We start from the raw sequence: 18,131 nt of genomic DNA, 5'->3' as shown, positions 1-18,131 counted from the left end.
GGGAAGAAAGGCTCAAGGCGCGCCATCTGCGCGTCAGTTAGCCAGAAAAGATCAGACATGGTCACCGCTCGTTTTCGAGCCGTGAATCATACCGATAGCCGAAAATCAATGGGTCCTGACCCTAGGCCGTGTTGACAAAAGGGATTCACATTAGGTGCCGGGCATGATTCAAGCTGGCATCTACGATGGAGGCCAGCTTGGCACGAGATTTGATGTCGGACGAGGAATGGGCGTTTTTTGAACGGTTCATCCTGACAGCACGCGCCCCGAACGGGCGCAAGCCCACCAATCACCGCCTTGTTCTCGATGGAATTTTCTGGATCGCCCGCACCGGCGCCCCTTGGCGTGACCTGCCCGAGGAGTTCAGCAAGTGGTCGAGCGTCTACCGACAGTTCCGGCGGGGGACCTTGGCCGGGCTCTGGGAGCAGATCATGGGTGGTTTGAACGAAAGTGGCGCCGTTCCGGACGTGCTGCAAATGATCGACAGCACCGTGGTTCGCGCACACCATCAGGCAGCGGGCGCTAAAGGGGGACTCCGCGGCAGGGTTTTGGCCGTTCAAGAGGTGGCTTCACGACCAAGATCCACCTCCTCGTCAATGCCGCCGGGCTGCCCATGAGAACTGAGATCACTCCGGGGCAAACGTCCGATTATCTGGGCTTTGACTTGGTCATGGCCGAAAACCTGCCCCAGCCAAAAATATTGCTGGCCGACCGCGGCTATGACGCCGACAGCATCCGGAAGTCTATGGACAAACGAGGCGTTCGGCCCGTAATCCCCATGCGCAGGTCCCGCAAAAAACGTGTCGGCGTGGATCGCTCTCTTTATCGGCTTCGAAACCTGGTCGAACGGTGTTTCAACAAGCTCAAGAACGCACGCAGGGCCGCAACCCGCTACGACAAGACTGCCGAGAGTTTCCTTGGCTTCGTCGACATCACGTCAATCCGCCTCTGGCTGCGCCATTTGTCAACATGACCTAGGGCGAAAATTAGCCGAACTTTCAGACCGTGAGGCCATGCGGCAGGGATATCGCGAAATGGGTTTGAACACCCATGTTGAGATGCCCGAGAATGTTCTGCACTATCAGCACTTGGGATGGGCTGAGGTTTCCCGAAACGGGAACACGGTCTTGAGGAAAAGGCACCTGCCGAATGACTGACGACTGGGACGATTATGCGAACGGCTGGGACGGAAACGCGGCGGTCAAGCTTTATGCAGATCATGCCTTTGCGTGTTTGGCCGCAAGGGCTGACATTTGCAACGCGGGCTGGTCATCGAAACGGGTTTTGGACTTCGGATGCGGGACAGGTCTCCTTGCGCAAATAGTCGCGCCACATGTAAACGAACTGGTTGCTGCCGATACGTCCGAAGCAATGATCGCGGTTCTGAGAGGCAAGAGCATTCGCAATGTGATTGCCGTGCATGGCGACATTCTGGCGGCTGACTATGAAGATACGGCGGACTTGGATTCCGGGTTTGATCTGATCTACGCGTCATCCGTCTGTGGTTTTTTACCCGATTACGCGAATGCTGTGCAGGCACTTGCGCGCCTGCTTAAACCTGCCGGGCAATTCATCCAATGGGATTGGAGGGCGTCCGAGGGCGGCGACTTCGGGCTGTCAGAAAACCAGATCAGCAATGCGCTCCAAGCAGCAGAGCTGAGGTCTATTCAAGTGGAGCAAGCGTTCTCTATTGTATCTGGCGAGCAGAGCTTGCCTGTCCTGATCGGTGCTGGGTTCGCCTGAGCCGTTGTTCTGGAAACAGACATTCACGCCGGTTTCCCGATTGGCAGCTATGCCCCGCTAATCGGACTTTCAGTAATCCACGAGCTGAATGGTTCCAAATCCGGACTTGCCTCCGGCCGCCTCTTGCTGCCCCCGCCGGAACATGCTTTGAAATCCGGCAACCGACGGAGGGAGGCACGCCATGGACCAGAACGCATTGACCCGCATCGCCGAAGCGCTGGAGCGGATGTCGCCGGCGCCCTTGCAGACGCCCGATTTCGCGGCTGCGGGCGCCTTTGTCTGGCACGTGGCGCCGGACCGGCTGGAGCCGGTGGCCGAGGTGAACCGGATCGATCTGGAGCTGCTGATCGGCATCGACCGCGCCCGCGACACGCTGCTGGAGAACACCCGCCGCTTTGCCGCAGGCTTTGCCGCCAACAACGCGCTGCTGTGGGGGGCGCGCGGCATGGGCAAGTCGAGCCTGGTCAAGGCGGTGCATGGCGCGCTGGCGGCGGATCATCCGGAGCTCAAGCTGGTGGAGCTGCAGCGCGAGGATCTGCCCTCGGTCTCGCGGCTTCTGAACCATTTGCGCGGCTCGGACCACCGCTTCATCCTCTATTGCGATGACCTGTCGTTCAGCCATGACGATCAGCACTACAAGAGCCTGAAAGCGGTGCTCGATGGCGGCATCGAGGGGCGGCCTGCCAATGTGGTGTTCTACGCCACCTCCAACCGGCGCCACCTGATGCCGCGCGACATGATCGAGAACGAGCGCTCCAGCGCCATCAACCCGTCGGAGGCGGTGGAGGAGAAGGTCTCGCTGTCGGACCGCTTCGGGCTGTGGCTGGGCTTCCACCCGTGCGGGCAGGACGAGTACCTCGCGATGATCGCGGGCTACTGCGCGGCTTATGGGGTCGAGGTGACACCCGCGGAGCTGCGCGCCGAGGCGGTGGAATGGCAGGCAACCCGCGGCGCGCGCTCGGGCCGGGTGGCCTGGCAGTTCTTCACCGACCTTTCGGGCCGGCATGGGGTGAGCCTGCGCTGAGGTCCGCCCTGGCGCGGGACAAGGCCGAAGGCCGCCGCGCATCGACGCCGCGCCCCCGCGCGGCGGCGATGCGGGGCTTTTCCCTTTTTAATGTCCAGTCTTTACAGGGTCAGGGATTCTGACCCGCTCGGCATCTGACAGCCGCTCGCGGCACGCCGTGCAAAAAACCCGGCCGTATGGCCGGGTTTTCCTGGTCTCAATGGGCCGGGCTCAGTTCAGGTAGTCGAGCGGGTCGGAACTTTCGAACCCGTCGCGGACCTCGAAGTGCACATAGGCATCGTCCTTGCTCTGGCGCAGGGCGGCGATCTTCTGGCCGCGGGCCACCTTGTCGCCCTTCTGCACCTCGATCGCGTCCACGTTGGCATAGACCGTCAGCAGCTTCGCGTCGTGGCGGACCACGATGATCGGCACGTTGTTGGAATCCTTGGTGATGGCAGCGACGGTGCCGCTCTCGGCCGCCTTCACCGGCGCGCCGGGGGCGGCGGCGATGTCGATGCCGTCGTTGCGGCCCTTGGAATAGGTGCGGGTGATGCGGCCTTGCACCGGATAGGCCATCGCCGCGCCGCTGCTGGCGGTGCTGGCGCTGGGTGCGGCGAGCGCCGGTTTCGGCAGCGGCTCTGAAGGCGTGGCCGCGGCCGGTTCGACTTTCTCGGCGGGCAGCGGTTTGCTGGCGCTCGGTGGCACCGGGGTAGCGGTGCCGGTGCCGGGCTCCGTCACCGCGGGGGTGGCGGCGGCGGCCGTGACGCTGGCCTCGCGCGGCGGCTCGGCGCTGTCTTTCAGCGGGATCAGCAGGTGCTGGCCCTCGCGCACGCTGAAGTCGCTGCCCAGCCCGTTCCACTGGGCCAGGGACTTCACCGGCACCTGGTAGAGCCGCGAGATCGTATAGGCGGTTTCGCCCCGCGCGACCTTGTGGCGGACCGGCTCGGGGCCTTTCTGGACATTGGCGGGCAGCGGCTTGGCCACCGGCTGCAGCGTGGTCGTGGTGACCGAGCCGGGGTTGCGGGCCGAGGCAGGGGCGTTGTCGATCGCCCGGCCTGCCAGCGAGGCGATATCGACCGAGCCCGGGATGGCGTTGCCAGCCGCGGCAGGTCCGGCGGGCGCCCGGCGCGGCAGCGCCAGCACCTCGCCCTGGCGCATGGTGTCGCCCGGACGCACGCCGTTGTACCGGGCGACCTCATCGGCGGGCAGACCGATACGGGCGGCCAGATCGGCCACGGTATCGTCACGCCGCGCCACCGCGACCTGATAGGAGGGGTAGGTGATCAGCCCGCGCGAATCCGGCGCCGGGCGGTCCGAGGTGGCCGATTGCGCGGCGGAGGCAGTGTTGAAGGCGCCGACCTGGCCGCGCAGGTCATAGTCCAGCGGGGTCTGGCAGGCGGCGAGCAGACCGGCCAGCGGCAGCGCCGCCAGCAGCCGGGTGCGGCGGCGCGGCGCCGGCACAAGACCCGCAGGCCTGGCACCGGCAGCGGCACGGCCGGCGCCAGGCCGGGGGGGAAGGGTCCGGTGGGGGGAGGTCCGGGTCATTTTGCTCTCCTCAAAACACGCACCCCTTTTTCGCGGGGGGTCTGTCGCGTCAATCATTATGCCCAGGCACTGCCGGGGCAGGCCGGTTTCCGCCGCTGACGGTCTGCAACCGCCACGCCGGGCGGCGCGGCCGCCGGTTCACACGGGCCGGGGGGCACCGCGGCGGCACTCAACTGTCCTGGCCCAGGCCTTCGAGCAGCGGCACAAAGCGCACCGGGCGCAGCTCGTCATACTCCAGCCCGTCTTCGGTCTTGCGCACACGGATCAGGGTCTGCACCGTGTCGGACTGGCCGACCGGCAGCACCATGATACCGCCAACCTTGAGCTGGGCCAAGAGCGGGCCGGGGGGATCTTCGGCGGCGGCGGTCACCAGGATGCGGTCGAACGGCGCCTGCTCGGGCAGCCCGTGGCTGCCGTCGCCCACCAGCGAGGTGACGTTGCTCAGCGACAGCTCCTCGAACACCTGGCGCGCCTCGCGTACCAGCCGGGGGTGGCGGTCGATGGTGTAGACCCGGCGCGCGAGCCTGGCGAGGACCGCCGCCTGGTAGCCGGAGCCGGTGCCGACTTCCAGCACCTTGGCGCGCGGCGGCACGTCCAGCGCCTGGGTCATCATTCCGACCACCGAGGGCTGCGAGATGGTCTGGCCGCAGGCGATCGGCAGAGGCACGTCCTCATAGGCGCGCGCCGCGAAGATGCCGCGCAGGAAGGCGCCCCGGTCGATCTCCTCCATCGCCTCCAGCACGCGCTGGCCGGTCACCCCGCGCGAGCGCAGGGCGAAGAGGAACTGCATCTTGGTTTCCGGATCCGGTCCGCTCATTCGATCGCCTTCAGCGCGTCCAATGCATCATGCGCGGTGAGGTCGGCGCGCATCGGGGTGACCGAGATGTAGCCGTCGAGGTTCGCTTCGGCATCCGAGCCTGGGGTGGCCGGCACATGCTGGTTGCCGCCGCTGATCCAGAGGTAGCGGCGGCCGTTCGGCGAGATCTGCTCCTCGGCGGAGAAGTGGCAGCCCGGGCGCAGGCCCTGCACGGTGGCACGGGCGCCTTTCACATCTGCCGCGGCGACTGGCGGGAAGTTGATGTTGTAGAACAGCCGGTAGCTTGCAGCAGGGCCGGCCGCGGAGGCGGCGGCCTCGGGCGGCATGGTTTCCAGCACCCGGCGCACCAGGTCTGCGCCATGCACGGCGGCGGCCTCGAAGGGGCTTTCCAGAGCCCGGTTGCCGGGGCCGTAATACTGCGATAGCGCCATTGCCGGGATGCCTTGCAGCGCCGCCTCCATCGCGCCGCCCAGGGTGCCGGAGTAGAGCGCGTTTTCGGCCGAGTTGTTGCCGCGGTTCACGCCCGACAGCACCAAGTCCGGCTTGCGGTCGTGCATCGCGACGTGAATGCCCGCCAGCACGCAGTCGGCCGGTGAGCCTTCGGCGGCAAAGCGGCGCTCGCCGAGGCGGCTCAGCATGGTGGGTCGGGTGTAGCTGATGCAATGGCCGACGCCGGACTGCTCGAAAGCGGGCGCCACGGTCCAGACCTCGCCGCCGGGGCCTGCGACTTCGGTGGCGATGGTTTCCAGGACGGCGAGGCCCTCGGCGCTGATGCCGTCGTCGTTGGTGATCAGGATGCGCATCTCTTCCCCCTGCTTTCGCCCTGTGTGTGGCCTGCTTGCGTCCTGCCATGGCGCCGGACGGCCGCAGCGGGCCGCGTGGGGTTTTGAATAGGACCTGGGGCCGGAGGGGGCAAGTATTTCGCCGCCCCGCGCGGGATCGCGGCGGCAGGCGGGCAGGGAAGCAACAGGGGCGCGTGAAAAGCGGGCAGGCCGGGAAGGCGGGCGGCTGCCGCGCCGTCCGCGGGCATCACAGATGCGCGCGGGACCCTTGGGCCGGGCGCTGCGTCAGCACCCGGAAGCCATGAACCGGCGGCCGCGCTTCCGCACGGAAGCCTTGAACCGGGCGCTGCGCTTGCGCGCGGAAGCCTTGAACCGGCTGCTGCGCTTGCGCGCGGAAGCCTTGAACCGGCTGCTGCGCTTGCGCGCGGAAGCCATGAACCGGGCGCCGCGCTTGCGCGCGGCGCGGGCAGCGTGTGCGGCGGGCCTCAGCCCTCCATGATCAGCGGCAGCAGGCGGGCGGCCTCGTCCTGGACCGGGGTGAGGGCGGCGCGGTCCTCGCCCGGGTGGAAGCGGGCGCGCAGCGCGGTCGGCATCGGGCGCGGCTCCAGGATGCGCACGGCGGGCCCGGTGCGCGCGCTCTCGGCCTGCCAGCTGCGCGCCAGCGCCATCTGCGCGGCTTTGGTGGCGCCATAGGCGCCGTAGAATTTCTCCCCCGCCCTCGGATCGTCGAAGAACACCGCGCGGCCCTCCTGGCCGAGAAGCGGTGCCACATAGGGGATCAGCACAGAGGTCGCAGTGGCGTTGACGGCCACCGACTTCATCCAGTCCTTGGGCGCCACCGAGGGCGCCGGCGCCAGCGGGGCGGCGTGGATCGCGGTGTGCAGCCACAGGTCCAGCTTGCCCCAGCGGTCATGGATGCCGCGGCAGAGGGTCGCCATTGCCTCGGGCAGGGTGATGTCCATCGGCGCCAGCGTCGCCGCGCCGCCCGCCGCCTTGATGGCGTCGTCGAGCTCTTCCAGAGCGCCGGTGGTGCGGCCGACGGCCACGATGTGGTGGGTCGGGGCAAGCGCCTCGGCCAGGGCCCGGCCCAGGCCCCGCGACGCGCCGGTGATGAGAGCGAGTTTTTCTGTCATGGCCGCCTTGTGCGGCGGCGGCCCGGTCAGGTCAAGAGGCTGCACGGGCTCAGCTGCCGGGCATGGCGACGCGCTTGGTGGTGCCGTTCTCGCTCAGCACCAGGCCCTCGGTGTCGATCGCCACCACCTGCGCGCCGGAAATTCGGGTGCCGCGGGTCACCTTGCGGGTGCGGCCGCTGGGCAGGCGCACCAGCGCGGTGAGATTGTCCTCCGGCCCGTAGAGGCCGAGCAGGCTGAGGTTGCGGCGGTTCATGGCGTTGCTCTGGGTGGCGAGCCCTGCCACCTTTGCGGAAGTTCCTGCATCCGTGTTTGCCATGTCGTGCCTCCTGTGTCTGCTGACGTGGGGTCGGGTTCGGATGCTACTTGGCGATCCGGGAGCGCGCCTGCAAGCGGGGGCCGCGGGGATCGGCGGGAAGCCGCGGGCGGCAGGCCGCGGGACCGGTGCCAACGCGCCGGTTCCAAGGGCGGGCATGCGGCCCGTTGGGCTTGGGCGGATACGGGCGGCAGCGCGCTCAGGCGTCGAACACCAGCGAGGGCAGATCGTGGCCGTAGGCATAGAGCAGCTCCAGAAGCTCCTCCAGTTCGGCGCCGTTCTTCTGCAGCGTATGGAGCGGATGCGCGGTCTCGCTCACCATCAGCTCGGGATACTGGCCCTCCGGGCGCATTTCCAGCATGCAGGCGGCGGGCTGCGCCATGTCGGGCGGGATCGCATTGGCCAGCCAGGCCGGGCGGCTTCCCAGGTCCTCGGTCTCGCGCAGTTCGAAATGGTCGAGATAGGCTTCGAAATCGGCCCGTCCCAGGCTTGCCCAGGTGCCAAGCAGGAATTCCTCGCCACGGCTGCCGGCCAGCGGAACTGCGAGCACCGCGCGCACAAAGCGCAATTCGCCGAGGCGGCAGAAATCCTCGGTCAGTATATCGCCCCGGGTGGCGAGCAGCGCAGAGTTGTCCTCCGCCTCCATGTCCTCGGGGCAGATATCCGGCCGGTCGCAGGTCAGGCTGAGCAGCTGCGCAAAGGTAGCACCGCAGCAGCGGCACTGGCGCGGGGAGGTCAGCATTCGGGCAAGATGGGCGTCCAAAAGGCGGCCTTTCACGTATTCGGAGCAAAGGAAAAGGCGCCAGCCCGCCGGGCCGGCGCCTCCCCCCCTGAATTGTTCGCAGGCTTCTTACTCTGCCGCGGCCTTCATTTCAAACCCCTGATCGATCATGTCGCTGGGGGTGACCGGATATTCGCCGGAGAAGCAGGCGTCGCAATACTGCGGGCAGGCCTTGTTGCGGCCCTTGCGCTCGCCCACAGCGCGGTAGAGCCCGTCGAGCGAGATGAACTTGAGGCTGTCGACCGCAAGGTGCTTGGCCATCTGGTCCTCGCTCATCGTGGCGGCCAGCAGCTTGTCGCGCTCGGGCGTGTCGACACCGTAAAAACAGGGCCAGGCGGTGGGCGGGGAGGCGATACGGAAATGCACCTCGCGGGCGCCGGCATCCAGGATCATCTCCTTGATCTTGCGGGAGGTTGTGCCGCGCACCACCGAGTCGTCCACGAGGATCACCCGCTTGCCCTTGATCAGGGCGCGGTTCACGTTGAGCTTCAGCCGCACTCCCATGTTGCGGATCTGCTCGGTCGGCTCGATGAAGGTGCGGCCCATGTAGGAATTGCGGATGATGCCCATCGCGAAGGGGATACCGCTTTGCAGCGAATAGCCGATTGCCGCGGGGGTGCCGCTGTCGGGCACCGGGCAGACCAGATCGGCCTCCACCGGGTTTTCCTTGGCAAGTTCCCGCCCGATCGCCTCGCGGGTTTCATAAACCGAACGGCCGCCGAGAATCGAATCGGGGCGGGAGAAATAGACATGCTCGAAGATGCAGAACTTGGAGGGCTGGCGGCGGAACGGGAAATGGCTTTCGACGCCCTTGTCGGTGATCACCACCATCTCGCCCGGTTCGATCTCGCGCAGGAACTCGGCACCGATGATGTCGAGCGCACAGCTTTCGGAGCTGAGCGCATAGCCGTCGCCGATCCGGCCCAGCACCAGGGGGCGCACGCCGCGCGGGTCGCGCACGCCGATCAGTTTGGTGCGGGTCATCGCCACCACCGAGAAGGCGCCTTCGACGCGGCGCAGCGCGTCTTCCATACGCTCGGGGATGTTGCGCTGCAGCGAACGCGCCATCAGGTGGATGATGCATTCGCTGTCGGAGGAGCTCTGGAAGATCGAGCCGCGCTCGATCAGCTCGCGGCGCAGGGCGTTGGCATTGGTGATGTTGCCGTTGTGGGCAATCGCCGCGCCGCCCATGGCGAACTCGCCGAAGAAGGGCTGCACGTCGCGGATCGCCGCATGTTTGGTCCCGGCGGTGGAGTAGCGCACGTGGCCGATGGCCAGCGGGCCGGGCAGGGTCGCCATCACGTCCTGCGAGGTGAAATTGTCGCGCACGTAGCCGAAGCGGCGGGCGCTGTTGAAACCTTGTTCGGGGTCATGGGCGACGATACCGCCGGCCTCCTGGCCGCGGTGCTGCAGCGCATGCAGCCCAAGGGCGACGAAATTGGCCGCGTCCTGGACGCCGATGACGCCAAAAACGCCGCATTCCTCGCGCAGCTTGTCATCATCGAAGGGGTGGGCGGGGGGCATCTGCGGCATCGGCAAGGCGGGTGGCTCCGAATCCGTTTCCTGTGTTGCCCCTCACATAGTGCCTAAGTGCCCCGCTGTCATCAAAGGATCATGATTCCCGCGCCGCGCTGCGGCAGATGCGGCCCATGGCCGCGCCTGCGCGTTGACCTGGGGGCAGTCAGAAACGCAAACGGCCCGCCGGGGGCGGGCCATCCTGCACGAGGGGAAGGGCCGGGCGGTCAGGCCGCCATCGGCGCGAGGATGCTGTCGAGCAGGGTGAACTGGCGGGCGTCCTGCTCGCCCATGCCGGTGCGGGCCAGCGCGCGGCCATCCTCGCTGGCCAGCACCTGGCGGGTCTCGGTCAGCGAGAGCTGGTGGAAGGCGCCATCCTCGCCGGTCTCCGCGCCGTTGCCTGCGGGCAGCAGCATGCCGCTCTCGGCCCAGAGCAGCTCTTCCTCTTCGAATTCCACGTGGATGCGGCCCAGGCGCCCGGGTGCCGCGGGGGTGATGCCCTTGTAACCGGCCAGCGCGATCAGCTTCACGACCACCACCGGCAGGCCGAACAGGCGCTCGGCGGTGTCCATCTCCAGCGCCACCGTCTGGTCCGAGGGCAGCATCAGGTCGCTGTCGTTGCCAAGCGCGCCTGCGGGCACATGCATCAGCGTGGTGAGCCGCGGCACCGCGTGGTTCACCGCCTTCACTGGCTGCGCGCCGCCGTCGAGCGTGTAGACCATGTCGCCGGGCTTGAGATCGCGGGCCTGTTTGAAGCCTTCCTCGGTCTCCACCAGCGTCGCGGGCAGGAAGCCGCCGCTGCGCGGGCGGGCGCGGCGCGGCGCCAGGGTCTGGGGCAGCGGGGTGTCCAGCAGCAGGTCAACCGGCGCAAAGTCAGCGAAAGTTGTGAAGTGATCCAGCAGCATAGTGTCGTCCCTTCTGAGCCATCCGTCCCGGCGTTTTGCCGATGAGGCCAATTGGCCCCCGAATTGGGCCGAAATTGGGGCAAGCTTTGGCCGATTGCGGGACGGGGCGGTTTTTCGGGGACAAACCGGCCTTTTTGCCGAGGATTGTTAACCTTTGCCCTGCGCCGGGTGAGGTTTCCTTAACGTTTGGCGCCGGGTTCGCCTTGGCCCGGACGGCGGGCCGAATCTGATTCTGATATGGTTAACAGTGTATTAACTTGACTGCAGGGGCCTTAACCCATGCGCTGGCGCGGAACAGGCAGCGCGGCGCAACCCCTTGATATCATTTATGAAGGCAGAAAAAACGGGCGCCCGAAGGCGCCCGTGGCCTGCGTCAGCCCTGCGGCACCGGGGCCAATTACTGTTCGCAGGACCCGATCAGCGCCTCATACTGCTGGGTCACCCAGCCAAGCGCCTGCTCCGGGTTGCGGTCCTCGATCTTGCCGATCATGCGCTCGAACACCACTGCCGAGCGGCTTTCGTCAACAATGGTAAACGACTGGCCGGTCATGACCACATTGTAGAGGAAGAAGGCAATCGCCACGAGCAGGATGCCGCGCAGCACCCCGAAGAAGAAACCCGCGCCCTGGTCCAGCCCGCCAAGCGCCGAGCGCTGCACCATGGTGGAAAACAGGGGCGTGAAAAAGGAGACCACGATCAGCGCCAGCGCAAAGACCGCGGCAAAGGCGGCGATGATCGACAACTCGCAGCTGCCCGCAATGAATTCGCCGATCACCGGGAGCTCGGCCATCAGCGGCTCCACCTGCGGTGCGAAGATGAAGGCGAGGATGCCGGCCGCGATCCAGCCCGCGATCGACATCGCCTCGCGCACGAAGCCGCGCGAATAAGCCAGCAAGGCCGAAACGACTATGACCAGGGCGACAACCCCGTCGATGATGGTAAATCCGTCCATGTCCCTCGCCCGTTAACCTGCGATTTGAAATTTTTGCGACCTTAGCCGGCCCCGAAGAATTCGCCAACAAAACCCGCGAGATCGGTGGTCTGGCGCAGCGTCAGCCCGGCAATGGCCGCGGATTTGCCGCCGCTGGGGGCGATGGCAGCGGTGAAACCAAGTTTTTGCGCCTCTTTCAACCGGTTTTCGGTTTGCGGCGCAGGGCGCAGGGCGCCGGATAGCGAAATTTCTCCGAAAATTGCCGCATCTGCGGGCAGGGCGACGTCTTCGCGGGCGCTAAGCAGCGCCGCCGCCACCGCAAGGTCCGCGGCCGGTTCCGAGATCTTGATGCCGCCGGCCACGTTCAGATAGACATCGAGCCCGGCAAAGGGGATGCCGCAGCGCGCTTCCAGCACCGCCAGGATCATCGCCAGCCGGGAACTGTCCCAGCCCACAACCGCGCGGCGCGGCTGCGAATGCGGCGAGGGCGCGATCAGCGCCTGCATCTCCACCAGCACCGGCCGGGTGCCCTCGATGCCCGCAAAGACCACCGACCCGGGGGAGGGATCGCCGCGTTCGGACAGGAAAAGGGCCGAGGGGTTCACCACCTCGGCCAGCCCGCCGCCGGTCATTTCGAAGACGCCGATCTCGTCCGCAGGGCCAAAGCGGTTCTTGACCGCGCGCAGGATGCGGAACTGATGCCCGCGCTCGCCCTCGAAATAGAGCACCGTATCCACCATGTGCTCGACCACCCGGGGGCCCGCGATCTGGCCTTCCTTGGTGACGTGCCCGACCATGATGATCGAAACGCCGTGCCGCTTGGCAAAGGTGGTCAGCTCATGCGCCGCCGCCCGCACCTGGCTGACCGAGCCGGGGGCGCTGTCAACGTGATCGGCCCACATGGTCTGGATCGAGTCGATGATCGCAAGCTGCGGCTTCTCCGCCTCCAGCGTGGTGAGGATGTCGCGCAGGTTGGTTTCGGCCGCAAGCTGCACCGGCGCATCCGCCAGCCCCAGCCGCTGGGCCCGCATCCGCACCTGGGCGCTGGCTTCCTCGCCGCTGACATAAACCGTTTTCAGGCCTGCATGAGCGAAGCGCGCCGCTGCCTGCAAAAGGAGCGTGGATTTTCCGATGCCCGGATCGCCGCCAACCAGAACGGCCGAAGCCGGTACCAGCCCGCCGCCCAGCACCCGGTCCAGCTCGCCCACGCCGCAGCAGGTGCGCGGCGGCGGGGTCTCGCGCGCCGACAGGTCGGTCAGCTGGATGGTGCGGCCGCGGCGCACGCCGAGCGACTTCTTGGCCGGACCCGAACTCAGCCCCTGATCTTCGGAGATGGTGTTCCAGTCGCCGCAGCCCTCGCAGCGGCCGGACCATTTGGAAAAGCTGGCTCCGCAGGCGGAGCAGGAGAAGGTTGTTTTTGCCATCCCCGGTTACTGCCCGGGATTGGCGCCCGTCTCAAGCCCTGCCGTTGCAGGCGGCGTCAATCGGCGCGGCGCGGCGGCTGCATGGGCACGACGCTGCCGGTGCCGGGGCCCGAATCGGGGCCGGTGCCGTCCGGTTTTCCGTGCAGTTGCGCCGACAGTTCCGGCATCAGCTCGAAAACCTCTTCCCGCAGCCGCGCCAAATGTGATTTCGCCAGCGATTCCTCGATTTCGACGTCCCGGGTCCACTGGCGGAGCTCCGCCACCACCGCCTTGGTATCTTCCAGCCGGGCCTGGAACGCCTCCAGCTCTTCCTGGCGCTGTTTCAGGAAGGTCCGGGCGCGGCTGACATTGTCATCCGAATAGGTTTTCGCCAGATCCTGGCTCACCTGGCTCATCTGCGCGGCCAGTTCCAGCACCTCAGGTTCCAGGCCGCCCAAATCCGGATGGTTGCGCATGAAGGCAAGCCGTTCCTTGACGGCGTCGAACTCCGAAGCGGCATTGAACAGGCCCTTGCGGTCCGCAGCGTGAGCGGCGTGATAGGCGCGGGCCACATCCTCCATTTGCAAGGTGAATTTCCGGTGCGAATTTTCCAGCGCCAGCATCCGGCCATTTGCCGGGAGGAAGAAGGCCAGCATCACGGCCAGCACGGTGAGGGCGATCTGCGCGACCATGCCGGCCTGGGGATACAGCGTGCCGTTCAGCCCGGCCTCCAGCGTGAGCCAGGGCCAGACCCCCGCCGCCGAGAGGGCGGTCGCCACAACCGCGCCAAGTGCGGCGGCGCAGATCAGCGCGAAGGTAAGCCGCTGAAACAGGGTTTGAGCTTTGAACAGGACATCGTGAAAAGCGGTCATGCGTACCCCTCCAGAAATTCAATACCACCCGGGGGCTGGCGGCGGGGCGGGCGGCCTTGCAGGCCGTCCGCGGCGGCACCCTCGGAACACGTCAACGCGGCCAACCGGCAATATGTTGCACAAGAATCGAATTTTTGGCAATTATCCGCCGTTCGCGCGGCCGGGGCCTTGCAGCCGGTGCCGGCTGCCCGGCGCGGGAAAGCTGGCGGGCCAGCGGGCAGCCGCGCCGGACCGGTCTGGCCAGGCGGATGTGTCCCGAGGCAAGCCGCATCAGCGGGCCGCACAGTGGTGGCCCTTGCGGTACCGGGCCATGCAGCAGAGGCCCGTGCGAAACCGAGCCGTGCAGAGATGAGATAAGGCAGCAATCTGGCCATAGGCCCCCCTTCCAGCGGCAACAAGAGGATCTCCGGGGTCCGGCGCGCATGGGGGGACGCCCGGTCAGGGCACAGCGGACGGACCCGGGCGTGGAATCCCGGATGGTTCTTCACATTGAACTGGGGCGGTTTGCCCGCGGATCAAGAGGTTATAGCGGCCGCGCGCAGCCTGGGGCGGCGGCACCAAGAGGGGGCGCTGCCCCCGCCGCGCGGCAGCGCGGCTCCCCCGGGATATTTGCAGCAAGAAGAAGGCGGCGGGGGCGGCTCAAGGCGCAGGCGGCGCGGAACTTGCGGATGCCGGAACTGGGGCGCGCGGCTCCTCCGGGGTTTTCTGGCGGCCTGAAGAAGCGGCGGGGTGGTTTGGATGCGCGGAGCGGGCAGGGGCTTTAGCGCACCGCCTCGATCGGGCCTTCGGCGCGGCCGTGGATGAACTGTTCCACGTAAGGATCGCCCGAGGCGTCCATCTCGCGCACCGGGCCGGTCCATTGGATCACCCCGCCGTGCAGCATCGCCACGTTGTCGGCAATGGCGCGCACTGAAGTCATGTCGTGGGTGATGGTCATTGCGGTGGCGCCCATCTCGACCACGATCTCGCGGATCAGGTCGTTGATGACGCCGGACATGATCGGGTCGAGCCCGGTGGTGGGCTCGTCAAAGAAGATGATCTCGGGCTCGGCGGCGATGGCGCGGGCCAGCCCGACGCGCTTCTGCATGCCGCCCGACAGCTCGGCCGGCAATAGGTCGGCAACGGAGGATTTGAGGCCGACGCGGCGCAGCTTCTCGATGGCGATCCCGCGGGCTTCCTCCACCGGGCGCTTGAGCGCGCCGCGCAACAGACGAAAGGCCACGTTCTGCCAGACCGGCAAGCTGTCAAACAGCGCGCCGCCCTGAAACAGCATCCCGAAGCGGGCGAGGAAGGCATCGCGGTCGCCCGCGCCCGCGGGCTTGCCATCGACCAGGATCTGGCCGGAATCGGGCTGTATCAGGCCGAGGATGCACTTAAGCGCCACCGATTTGCCGGTGCCCGAGCCGCCGATGATCACCATCGAGCTGCCCTTGGGGATCTCCAGGCTCATGCCGTTCAGCACACGGTTGCCGCCGAAGGCTTTTTCTACGTTGTCCAGGCGGATCATAGCGAGAAGAACACTCCGGTCAGGATGAAGTTGGCGGCCAGAATCAGCACCGCGGCGGCCTCGACCGAGCCCTTGGTGGCGCGGCCCACGCCCTGGGCGCCGCGGCCCGACTGCATGCCGTAATAGCAGCCCATCATTGCCGCGATGGTGCCGAAGGCGGCGCCTTTTACCAGCGAGGAGACAATATCGAGCGTTTCCAGGAAATCGACCGTGTTCTTGAGGTAGGCAGCGGCGTTGAAGCCGAGGTTCTGGGTTGCCACCGTGTAGCCGCCGGCAATGCCGATGATGTCGCCGACGCCGACCAGCACCGGCACGGTGATCAGCGCCGCCAGCACCCGCGGCGCGACCAAGTATTTCATCGGGTGCGTCGACAGCGTCACCAGCGCGTCGATCTGCTCGGTCACCTTCATGGTGGCGATCTCGGCCGCGATGGAGGAGGTGACGCGCGCCGCGATCATCAGCCCGACCAGCACCGGGCCCAGCTCGCGCACCATGCCGATGGCGACGATCTGCGGCACCACGGCTTCGGCGTTGAAGCGGGCGCCGCCGGCGTAGATCTGCAGCGCCAGCGCGCCGCCGGTGAAGATCGCGGTCAGCCCCACCACCGGCAGCGACAGCCAGCCGATGTTCATCAGCGCGTGCAGGAACTCGCGCGGGTAGAAGGGCGGCCGCAGCATGTGGCTGAAGGCGCTGAGCGCGAACAGCGCCGCACGGCCCACCGCTGCCAGCGCCGCCAGCGACGTGCCGCCGAGGCGGGCCAGGAGGGCAAGCGGGTTCATCCCAGGTAGGTCCGCGCGAAGCGGTGGCCGAGGCCGGTCAGGATCTCGTAGCCGATGGTGCCCGCCGCGTCGGCCAGGGTGTCCACGGTCTGCTGCTCGTTGAGAATGCTGAGCGCTGCCGGCGGCTCTTCCAGGCCGGTCACATCCACCGTGATCAGGTCCATCGAGATGCGGCCCACCACCGGGCAGGGGGTATCGCCGGCAAAGACCATGAGGCCGGTGCCGCTCAGTGCCCGGTGCAGCCCGTCGGCATAGCCCGCCGCGACGGTGGCGATGCGGCTGGGGCGGCGGGCGGTCCAGGTGTTGCCGTACCCCGCGGTCTCGCCCGGCTCCAGATCACGCAGCTGGATCACCGGCAGGTCGAGCCGGGTGACCGGCAGCGCTTCTGTGAAGGGGCGGCCGCCATAAAGGCCGATGCCCGGGCGGCAGAGGTCGAAGTGGTAGTCGGGGCCGAGCATCATGCCGCCGGTTGCTGCCAGCGAGCGCGGGATATCCAGCCCGTCGGTCATCTCGCGGAAGGCGCGCAGCTGGTGCGGGTTCATCGGGTGGCCCGGCTCGTCGGCGCAGGCGAGGTGCGACATCAGCAGCACCGGGCTCTGGCCCAGCGCGATATCGCGCACTGCGGCCCATTCGGCGGGCTCCATGCCAAGCCGGTTCATGCCGCTGTCGAGCTGCACGCCAAAGGGGTGGCCGGGCAGGTTCTCGAAGTGGCGCAGCATCTGGTCGAGCGAATTCAGCATCGGGGTGAGCTGGAAATCCTTCAGAAGCTTGGTGTCGCCGTCCATGTGGCCGGAGAAGACCGAAATCCCCACCCCGGGGCCCAGCGCGCGGCGCAGCGCGCCGCCTTCCTCGGCGGCGGCAACGAAGAAGTTGCGCACCCCCGCCTTGGCCAGCGCCTGGCCGACGCGGCCGGCATCCAGGCCGTAGCCATTGGCCTTGACCACCGCGGCGGTCTCGCAGCGGGTCAGGGCATCGAGATTGCGCCAGTTGGCCACCAGCGCATCCAGGTTGATTGTCAGTCTTGCCATGCTCATGCGCCGTTCATGACATGGGCGGCTGGCAGGTCAAGGGGAAAGGCTGCCGCGGCGGTGTTTCGCCATGCAAAGGCCGCGGGAAATTGCCGGTTTACCGTGCCGCGGCAGCTGGTTAGCCTCACGTCTGGTTGACTGGGTAGGGGAACGGCCCCGTGGAGGCCGGAGGGACGGGCGGTGGAGACCAAGCTTCTGATTGCGGTGATCGGCCCGACGCTGGGGTTCTTCCTGTGGTTCGGCAAGCGGCTGTTTGACGACTGGCGCGCGGCCAGGCGGGCCCGGCGCGACAAGCGCAACCTGATCCGGGCGCTTTATGCGGAGATCGACTTCAACACCCGGGACATGGAGCGGTTCCTGGCGAAATCGGTCTCGTCCGAGAAGCTGCGCGCGACGCTGGAGGCCTATCCCAAGCTGATCCCGCATATCACCGACGCGCGCCATACGGAGATCTACCGGACACGGATCGCCGAGGTGCACAACGTGGCCGACGGCGCGTTGTTTGCGCTGGTGGATTTCTACGGCACGCTGGAGCGCATCCGGGTGCAGGTGGAAGGGGTCAACCTGCCGAGCTACGGAACGCTGACGCTGGAGGGGCGGATCAACGCGGTCGAGGTGATCCGGCGCACGGCCGGGACGGCACAGGCGCGCGGAGTGTCGTTGCTGCAGAGATTCGAGCGGGACTTTCCGGATCTGGGTCTGCACCGGCAGCAGCCGGACTGAGGCGCGCGCGGGGCGTTCACCCGGCGCCCGGCGCAAGGGGGGTGAAGACCGTCAAGGCGGCTCGCCGGGCGGCGCTGCGCAAAGCTGGGAGCTGGCGGTGATCGAAGGCGGAGGGCTGAACGGGCAAGCCGCCCCCCGGGAGGGACGGCTTTGCGTTTCGGGTCAGACGATGATCGGATCGGGTCCAGTCATATTTCACCTTCCTCTTGCTGCTCTTGTGCAGCGGATCCCTGTTTTACCAAGTGCCGTGCGGTTAATCAAGCAGGAGCTCTCCAGCATGGTTATCGCAGGCCCTTGCATGGTTCGCGCATTCCGGCGCTGCGTACAAGTGAAATTTTGACGGCAAATTGC

Annotated in this window: 18 protein-coding genes; 4 read left to right on the top strand and 14 right to left on the bottom strand. The window is 67.0% G+C overall.

The genetic code is table 11. The features are described 5' to 3' along the window. Nucleotides 1-185: 185 nt before the first annotated feature. From ACOHX0_RS19800 to ACOHX0_RS19790, 3 genes are all read left to right on the top strand, one after another. Nucleotides 186-973, top strand: a protein-coding gene (locus ACOHX0_RS19800; protein WP_420678958.1) for an IS5 family transposase whose coding sequence is annotated in 2 segments (ribosomal slippage) — nt 186-525 and nt 525-973 — 789 coding nt in all. Because the reading frame shifts where the segments join, the coding sequence is not laid out codon by codon here. 176 nt (nt 974-1,149) lie between these two features. Then, the gene (locus ACOHX0_RS19795; RefSeq protein WP_420678957.1) at nt 1,150-1,743 is read left to right on the top strand and encodes a class I SAM-dependent DNA methyltransferase; all 594 of its coding nucleotides are present in this window, start codon (nt 1,150-1,152) and stop codon (nt 1,741-1,743) included. 181 nt (nt 1,744-1,924) lie between these two features. Then, complete coding sequence (locus tag ACOHX0_RS19790; RefSeq protein WP_420678955.1) at nt 1,925-2,767, top strand: ATP-binding protein; 843 nt, start codon at nt 1,925-1,927, stop codon at nt 2,765-2,767. Between the two features lie 210 nt (nt 2,768-2,977). Here the strand turns inward: ACOHX0_RS19790 and ACOHX0_RS19785 are convergent, their stop codons facing one another. From ACOHX0_RS19785 to alr, 14 genes are all read right to left on the bottom strand, one after another. After that, nucleotides 2,978-4,291, bottom strand: a complete 1,314-nt coding sequence (locus tag ACOHX0_RS19785) for a peptidoglycan DD-metalloendopeptidase family protein (protein ID WP_420678954.1) — start codon at nt 4,289-4,291, stop codon at nt 2,978-2,980. Between the two features lie 169 nt (nt 4,292-4,460). Next, nucleotides 4,461-5,108, bottom strand: coding sequence for a protein-L-isoaspartate(D-aspartate) O-methyltransferase (locus ACOHX0_RS19780; RefSeq protein WP_420678953.1), 648 nt, complete (start codon nt 5,106-5,108; stop codon nt 4,461-4,463). Next, nucleotides 5,105-5,911: a 5'/3'-nucleotidase SurE gene (surE, locus tag ACOHX0_RS19775; RefSeq protein WP_420678952.1), complete on the bottom strand. Its 807-nt coding sequence runs from the start codon at nt 5,909-5,911 to the stop codon at nt 5,105-5,107. Before surE ends, ACOHX0_RS19780 begins: the two co-directional genes overlap by 4 nt. Before the next feature lie 464 nt (nt 5,912-6,375). Next, a complete protein-coding gene (locus ACOHX0_RS19770) occupies nt 6,376-7,023 on the bottom strand; it encodes an SDR family NAD(P)-dependent oxidoreductase (protein ID WP_420678951.1) in 648 nt (215 codons plus the stop codon). A 49-nt stretch (nt 7,024-7,072) separates the two neighbouring features. After that, a complete protein-coding gene (locus ACOHX0_RS19765) occupies nt 7,073-7,339 on the bottom strand; it encodes a hypothetical protein (protein ID WP_420678950.1) in 267 nt (88 codons plus the stop codon). A 196-nt stretch (nt 7,340-7,535) separates the two neighbouring features. Then, the gene (locus ACOHX0_RS19760; RefSeq protein ID WP_420678948.1) at nt 7,536-8,078 is read right to left on the bottom strand and encodes a DUF2199 domain-containing protein; all 543 of its coding nucleotides are present in this window, start codon (nt 8,076-8,078) and stop codon (nt 7,536-7,538) included. Nucleotides 8,079-8,186: 108 nt separating this feature from the next. Continuing rightward, on the bottom strand, nt 8,187-9,641 hold the full coding sequence (gene purF, locus ACOHX0_RS19755) for an amidophosphoribosyltransferase (RefSeq protein WP_420678960.1): 1,455 nt from the start codon (nt 9,639-9,641) through the stop codon (nt 8,187-8,189). A gap of 218 nt (nt 9,642-9,859) precedes the next feature. Further along, the gene (locus ACOHX0_RS19750) at nt 9,860-10,537 is read right to left on the bottom strand and encodes a Hint domain-containing protein (RefSeq protein ID WP_420678947.1); all 678 of its coding nucleotides are present in this window, start codon (nt 10,535-10,537) and stop codon (nt 9,860-9,862) included. A 397-nt stretch (nt 10,538-10,934) separates the two neighbouring features. Further along, nucleotides 10,935-11,489 (bottom strand): CvpA family protein, encoded by a 555-nt coding sequence (locus tag ACOHX0_RS19745; RefSeq protein WP_420678946.1) that lies wholly within the window; start codon nt 11,487-11,489, stop codon nt 10,935-10,937. A gap of 41 nt (nt 11,490-11,530) precedes the next feature. Further along, on the bottom strand, nt 11,531-12,892 hold the full coding sequence (radA, locus tag ACOHX0_RS19740) for a DNA repair protein RadA (protein ID WP_420678945.1): 1,362 nt from the start codon (nt 12,890-12,892) through the stop codon (nt 11,531-11,533). 56 nt (nt 12,893-12,948) lie between these two features. After that, nucleotides 12,949-13,743 carry a DNA repair protein gene (locus ACOHX0_RS19735; RefSeq protein WP_420678944.1) on the bottom strand — a complete coding sequence of 265 codons (795 nt, stop codon included), beginning with the start codon at nt 13,741-13,743 and terminating at the stop codon, nt 12,949-12,951. 760 nt (nt 13,744-14,503) lie between these two features. Beyond that, nucleotides 14,504-15,250: an ABC transporter ATP-binding protein gene (locus tag ACOHX0_RS19730; protein WP_420678942.1), complete on the bottom strand. Its 747-nt coding sequence runs from the start codon at nt 15,248-15,250 to the stop codon at nt 14,504-14,506. Next, on the bottom strand, nt 15,247-16,029 hold the full coding sequence (locus ACOHX0_RS19725) for an MlaE family ABC transporter permease (RefSeq protein ID WP_420678941.1): 783 nt from the start codon (nt 16,027-16,029) through the stop codon (nt 15,247-15,249). The genes ACOHX0_RS19730 and ACOHX0_RS19725 overlap by 4 nt, the downstream gene beginning before the upstream one ends. Next, nucleotides 16,026-17,063, bottom strand: a complete 1,038-nt coding sequence (gene alr, locus ACOHX0_RS19720; protein WP_420678939.1) for an alanine racemase — start codon at nt 17,061-17,063, stop codon at nt 16,026-16,028. Before alr ends, ACOHX0_RS19725 begins: the two co-directional genes overlap by 4 nt. A 174-nt stretch (nt 17,064-17,237) precedes the next feature. Between alr and ACOHX0_RS19715 the strand changes: the two genes are divergently transcribed. Then, nucleotides 17,238-17,780 carry a hypothetical protein gene (locus tag ACOHX0_RS19715; protein WP_420678938.1) on the top strand — a complete coding sequence of 181 codons (543 nt, stop codon included), beginning with the start codon at nt 17,238-17,240 and terminating at the stop codon, nt 17,778-17,780. The last annotated feature ends 351 nt before the right edge of the window (nt 17,781-18,131 follow it).

It is taken from the genome of Cribrihabitans pelagius, from assembly GCF_048820915.1.
In the GTDB taxonomy this organism is placed as follows: Bacteria; Pseudomonadota; Alphaproteobacteria; order Rhodobacterales; family Rhodobacteraceae; genus Cribrihabitans_A; species Cribrihabitans_A pelagius.
The sequence above is the reverse complement of the archived record's forward strand: the minus strand, read 5'-3'. Positions and strand labels throughout refer to the sequence as shown.

Excerpts from the sequence above, each read along its gene's own strand:
- radA (WP_420678945.1), bottom strand. The coding sequence starts at position 12,892 with ATGGCAAAAACAACCTTCTCCTGCTCCGCCTGCGGAGCCAGCTTTTCC.
- alr (WP_420678939.1), bottom strand. The coding sequence starts at position 17,063 with ATGAGCATGGCAAGACTGACAATCAACCTGGATGCGCTGGTGGCCAAC.
- ACOHX0_RS19785 (WP_420678954.1), bottom strand. The coding sequence starts at position 4,291 with ATGACCCGGACCTCCCCCCACCGGACCCTTCCCCCCCGGCCTGGCGCC.
- ACOHX0_RS19730 (WP_420678942.1), bottom strand. The coding sequence starts at position 15,250 with ATGATCCGCCTGGACAACGTAGAAAAAGCCTTCGGCGGCAACCGTGTG.
- ACOHX0_RS19760 (WP_420678948.1), bottom strand. The coding sequence starts at position 8,078 with ATGCTGACCTCCCCGCGCCAGTGCCGCTGCTGCGGTGCTACCTTTGCG.
- surE (WP_420678952.1), bottom strand. The coding sequence starts at position 5,911 with ATGCGCATCCTGATCACCAACGACGACGGCATCAGCGCCGAGGGCCTC.
- ACOHX0_RS19750 (WP_420678947.1), bottom strand. The coding sequence starts at position 10,537 with ATGCTGCTGGATCACTTCACAACTTTCGCTGACTTTGCGCCGGTTGAC.
- ACOHX0_RS19780 (WP_420678953.1), bottom strand. The coding sequence starts at position 5,108 with ATGAGCGGACCGGATCCGGAAACCAAGATGCAGTTCCTCTTCGCCCTG.
- ACOHX0_RS19765 (WP_420678950.1), bottom strand. The coding sequence starts at position 7,339 with ATGGCAAACACGGATGCAGGAACTTCCGCAAAGGTGGCAGGGCTCGCC.
- ACOHX0_RS19795 (WP_420678957.1), top strand. The coding sequence starts at position 1,150 with ATGACTGACGACTGGGACGATTATGCGAACGGCTGGGACGGAAACGCG.
- ACOHX0_RS19745 (WP_420678946.1), bottom strand. The coding sequence starts at position 11,489 with ATGGACGGATTTACCATCATCGACGGGGTTGTCGCCCTGGTCATAGTC.
- ACOHX0_RS19735 (WP_420678944.1), bottom strand. The coding sequence starts at position 13,743 with ATGACCGCTTTTCACGATGTCCTGTTCAAAGCTCAAACCCTGTTTCAG.
- ACOHX0_RS19790 (WP_420678955.1), top strand. The coding sequence starts at position 1,925 with ATGGACCAGAACGCATTGACCCGCATCGCCGAAGCGCTGGAGCGGATG.
- purF (WP_420678960.1), bottom strand. The coding sequence starts at position 9,641 with ATGCCCCCCGCCCACCCCTTCGATGATGACAAGCTGCGCGAGGAATGC.
- ACOHX0_RS19725 (WP_420678941.1), bottom strand. The coding sequence starts at position 16,029 with ATGAACCCGCTTGCCCTCCTGGCCCGCCTCGGCGGCACGTCGCTGGCG.
- ACOHX0_RS19770 (WP_420678951.1), bottom strand. The coding sequence starts at position 7,023 with ATGACAGAAAAACTCGCTCTCATCACCGGCGCGTCGCGGGGCCTGGGC.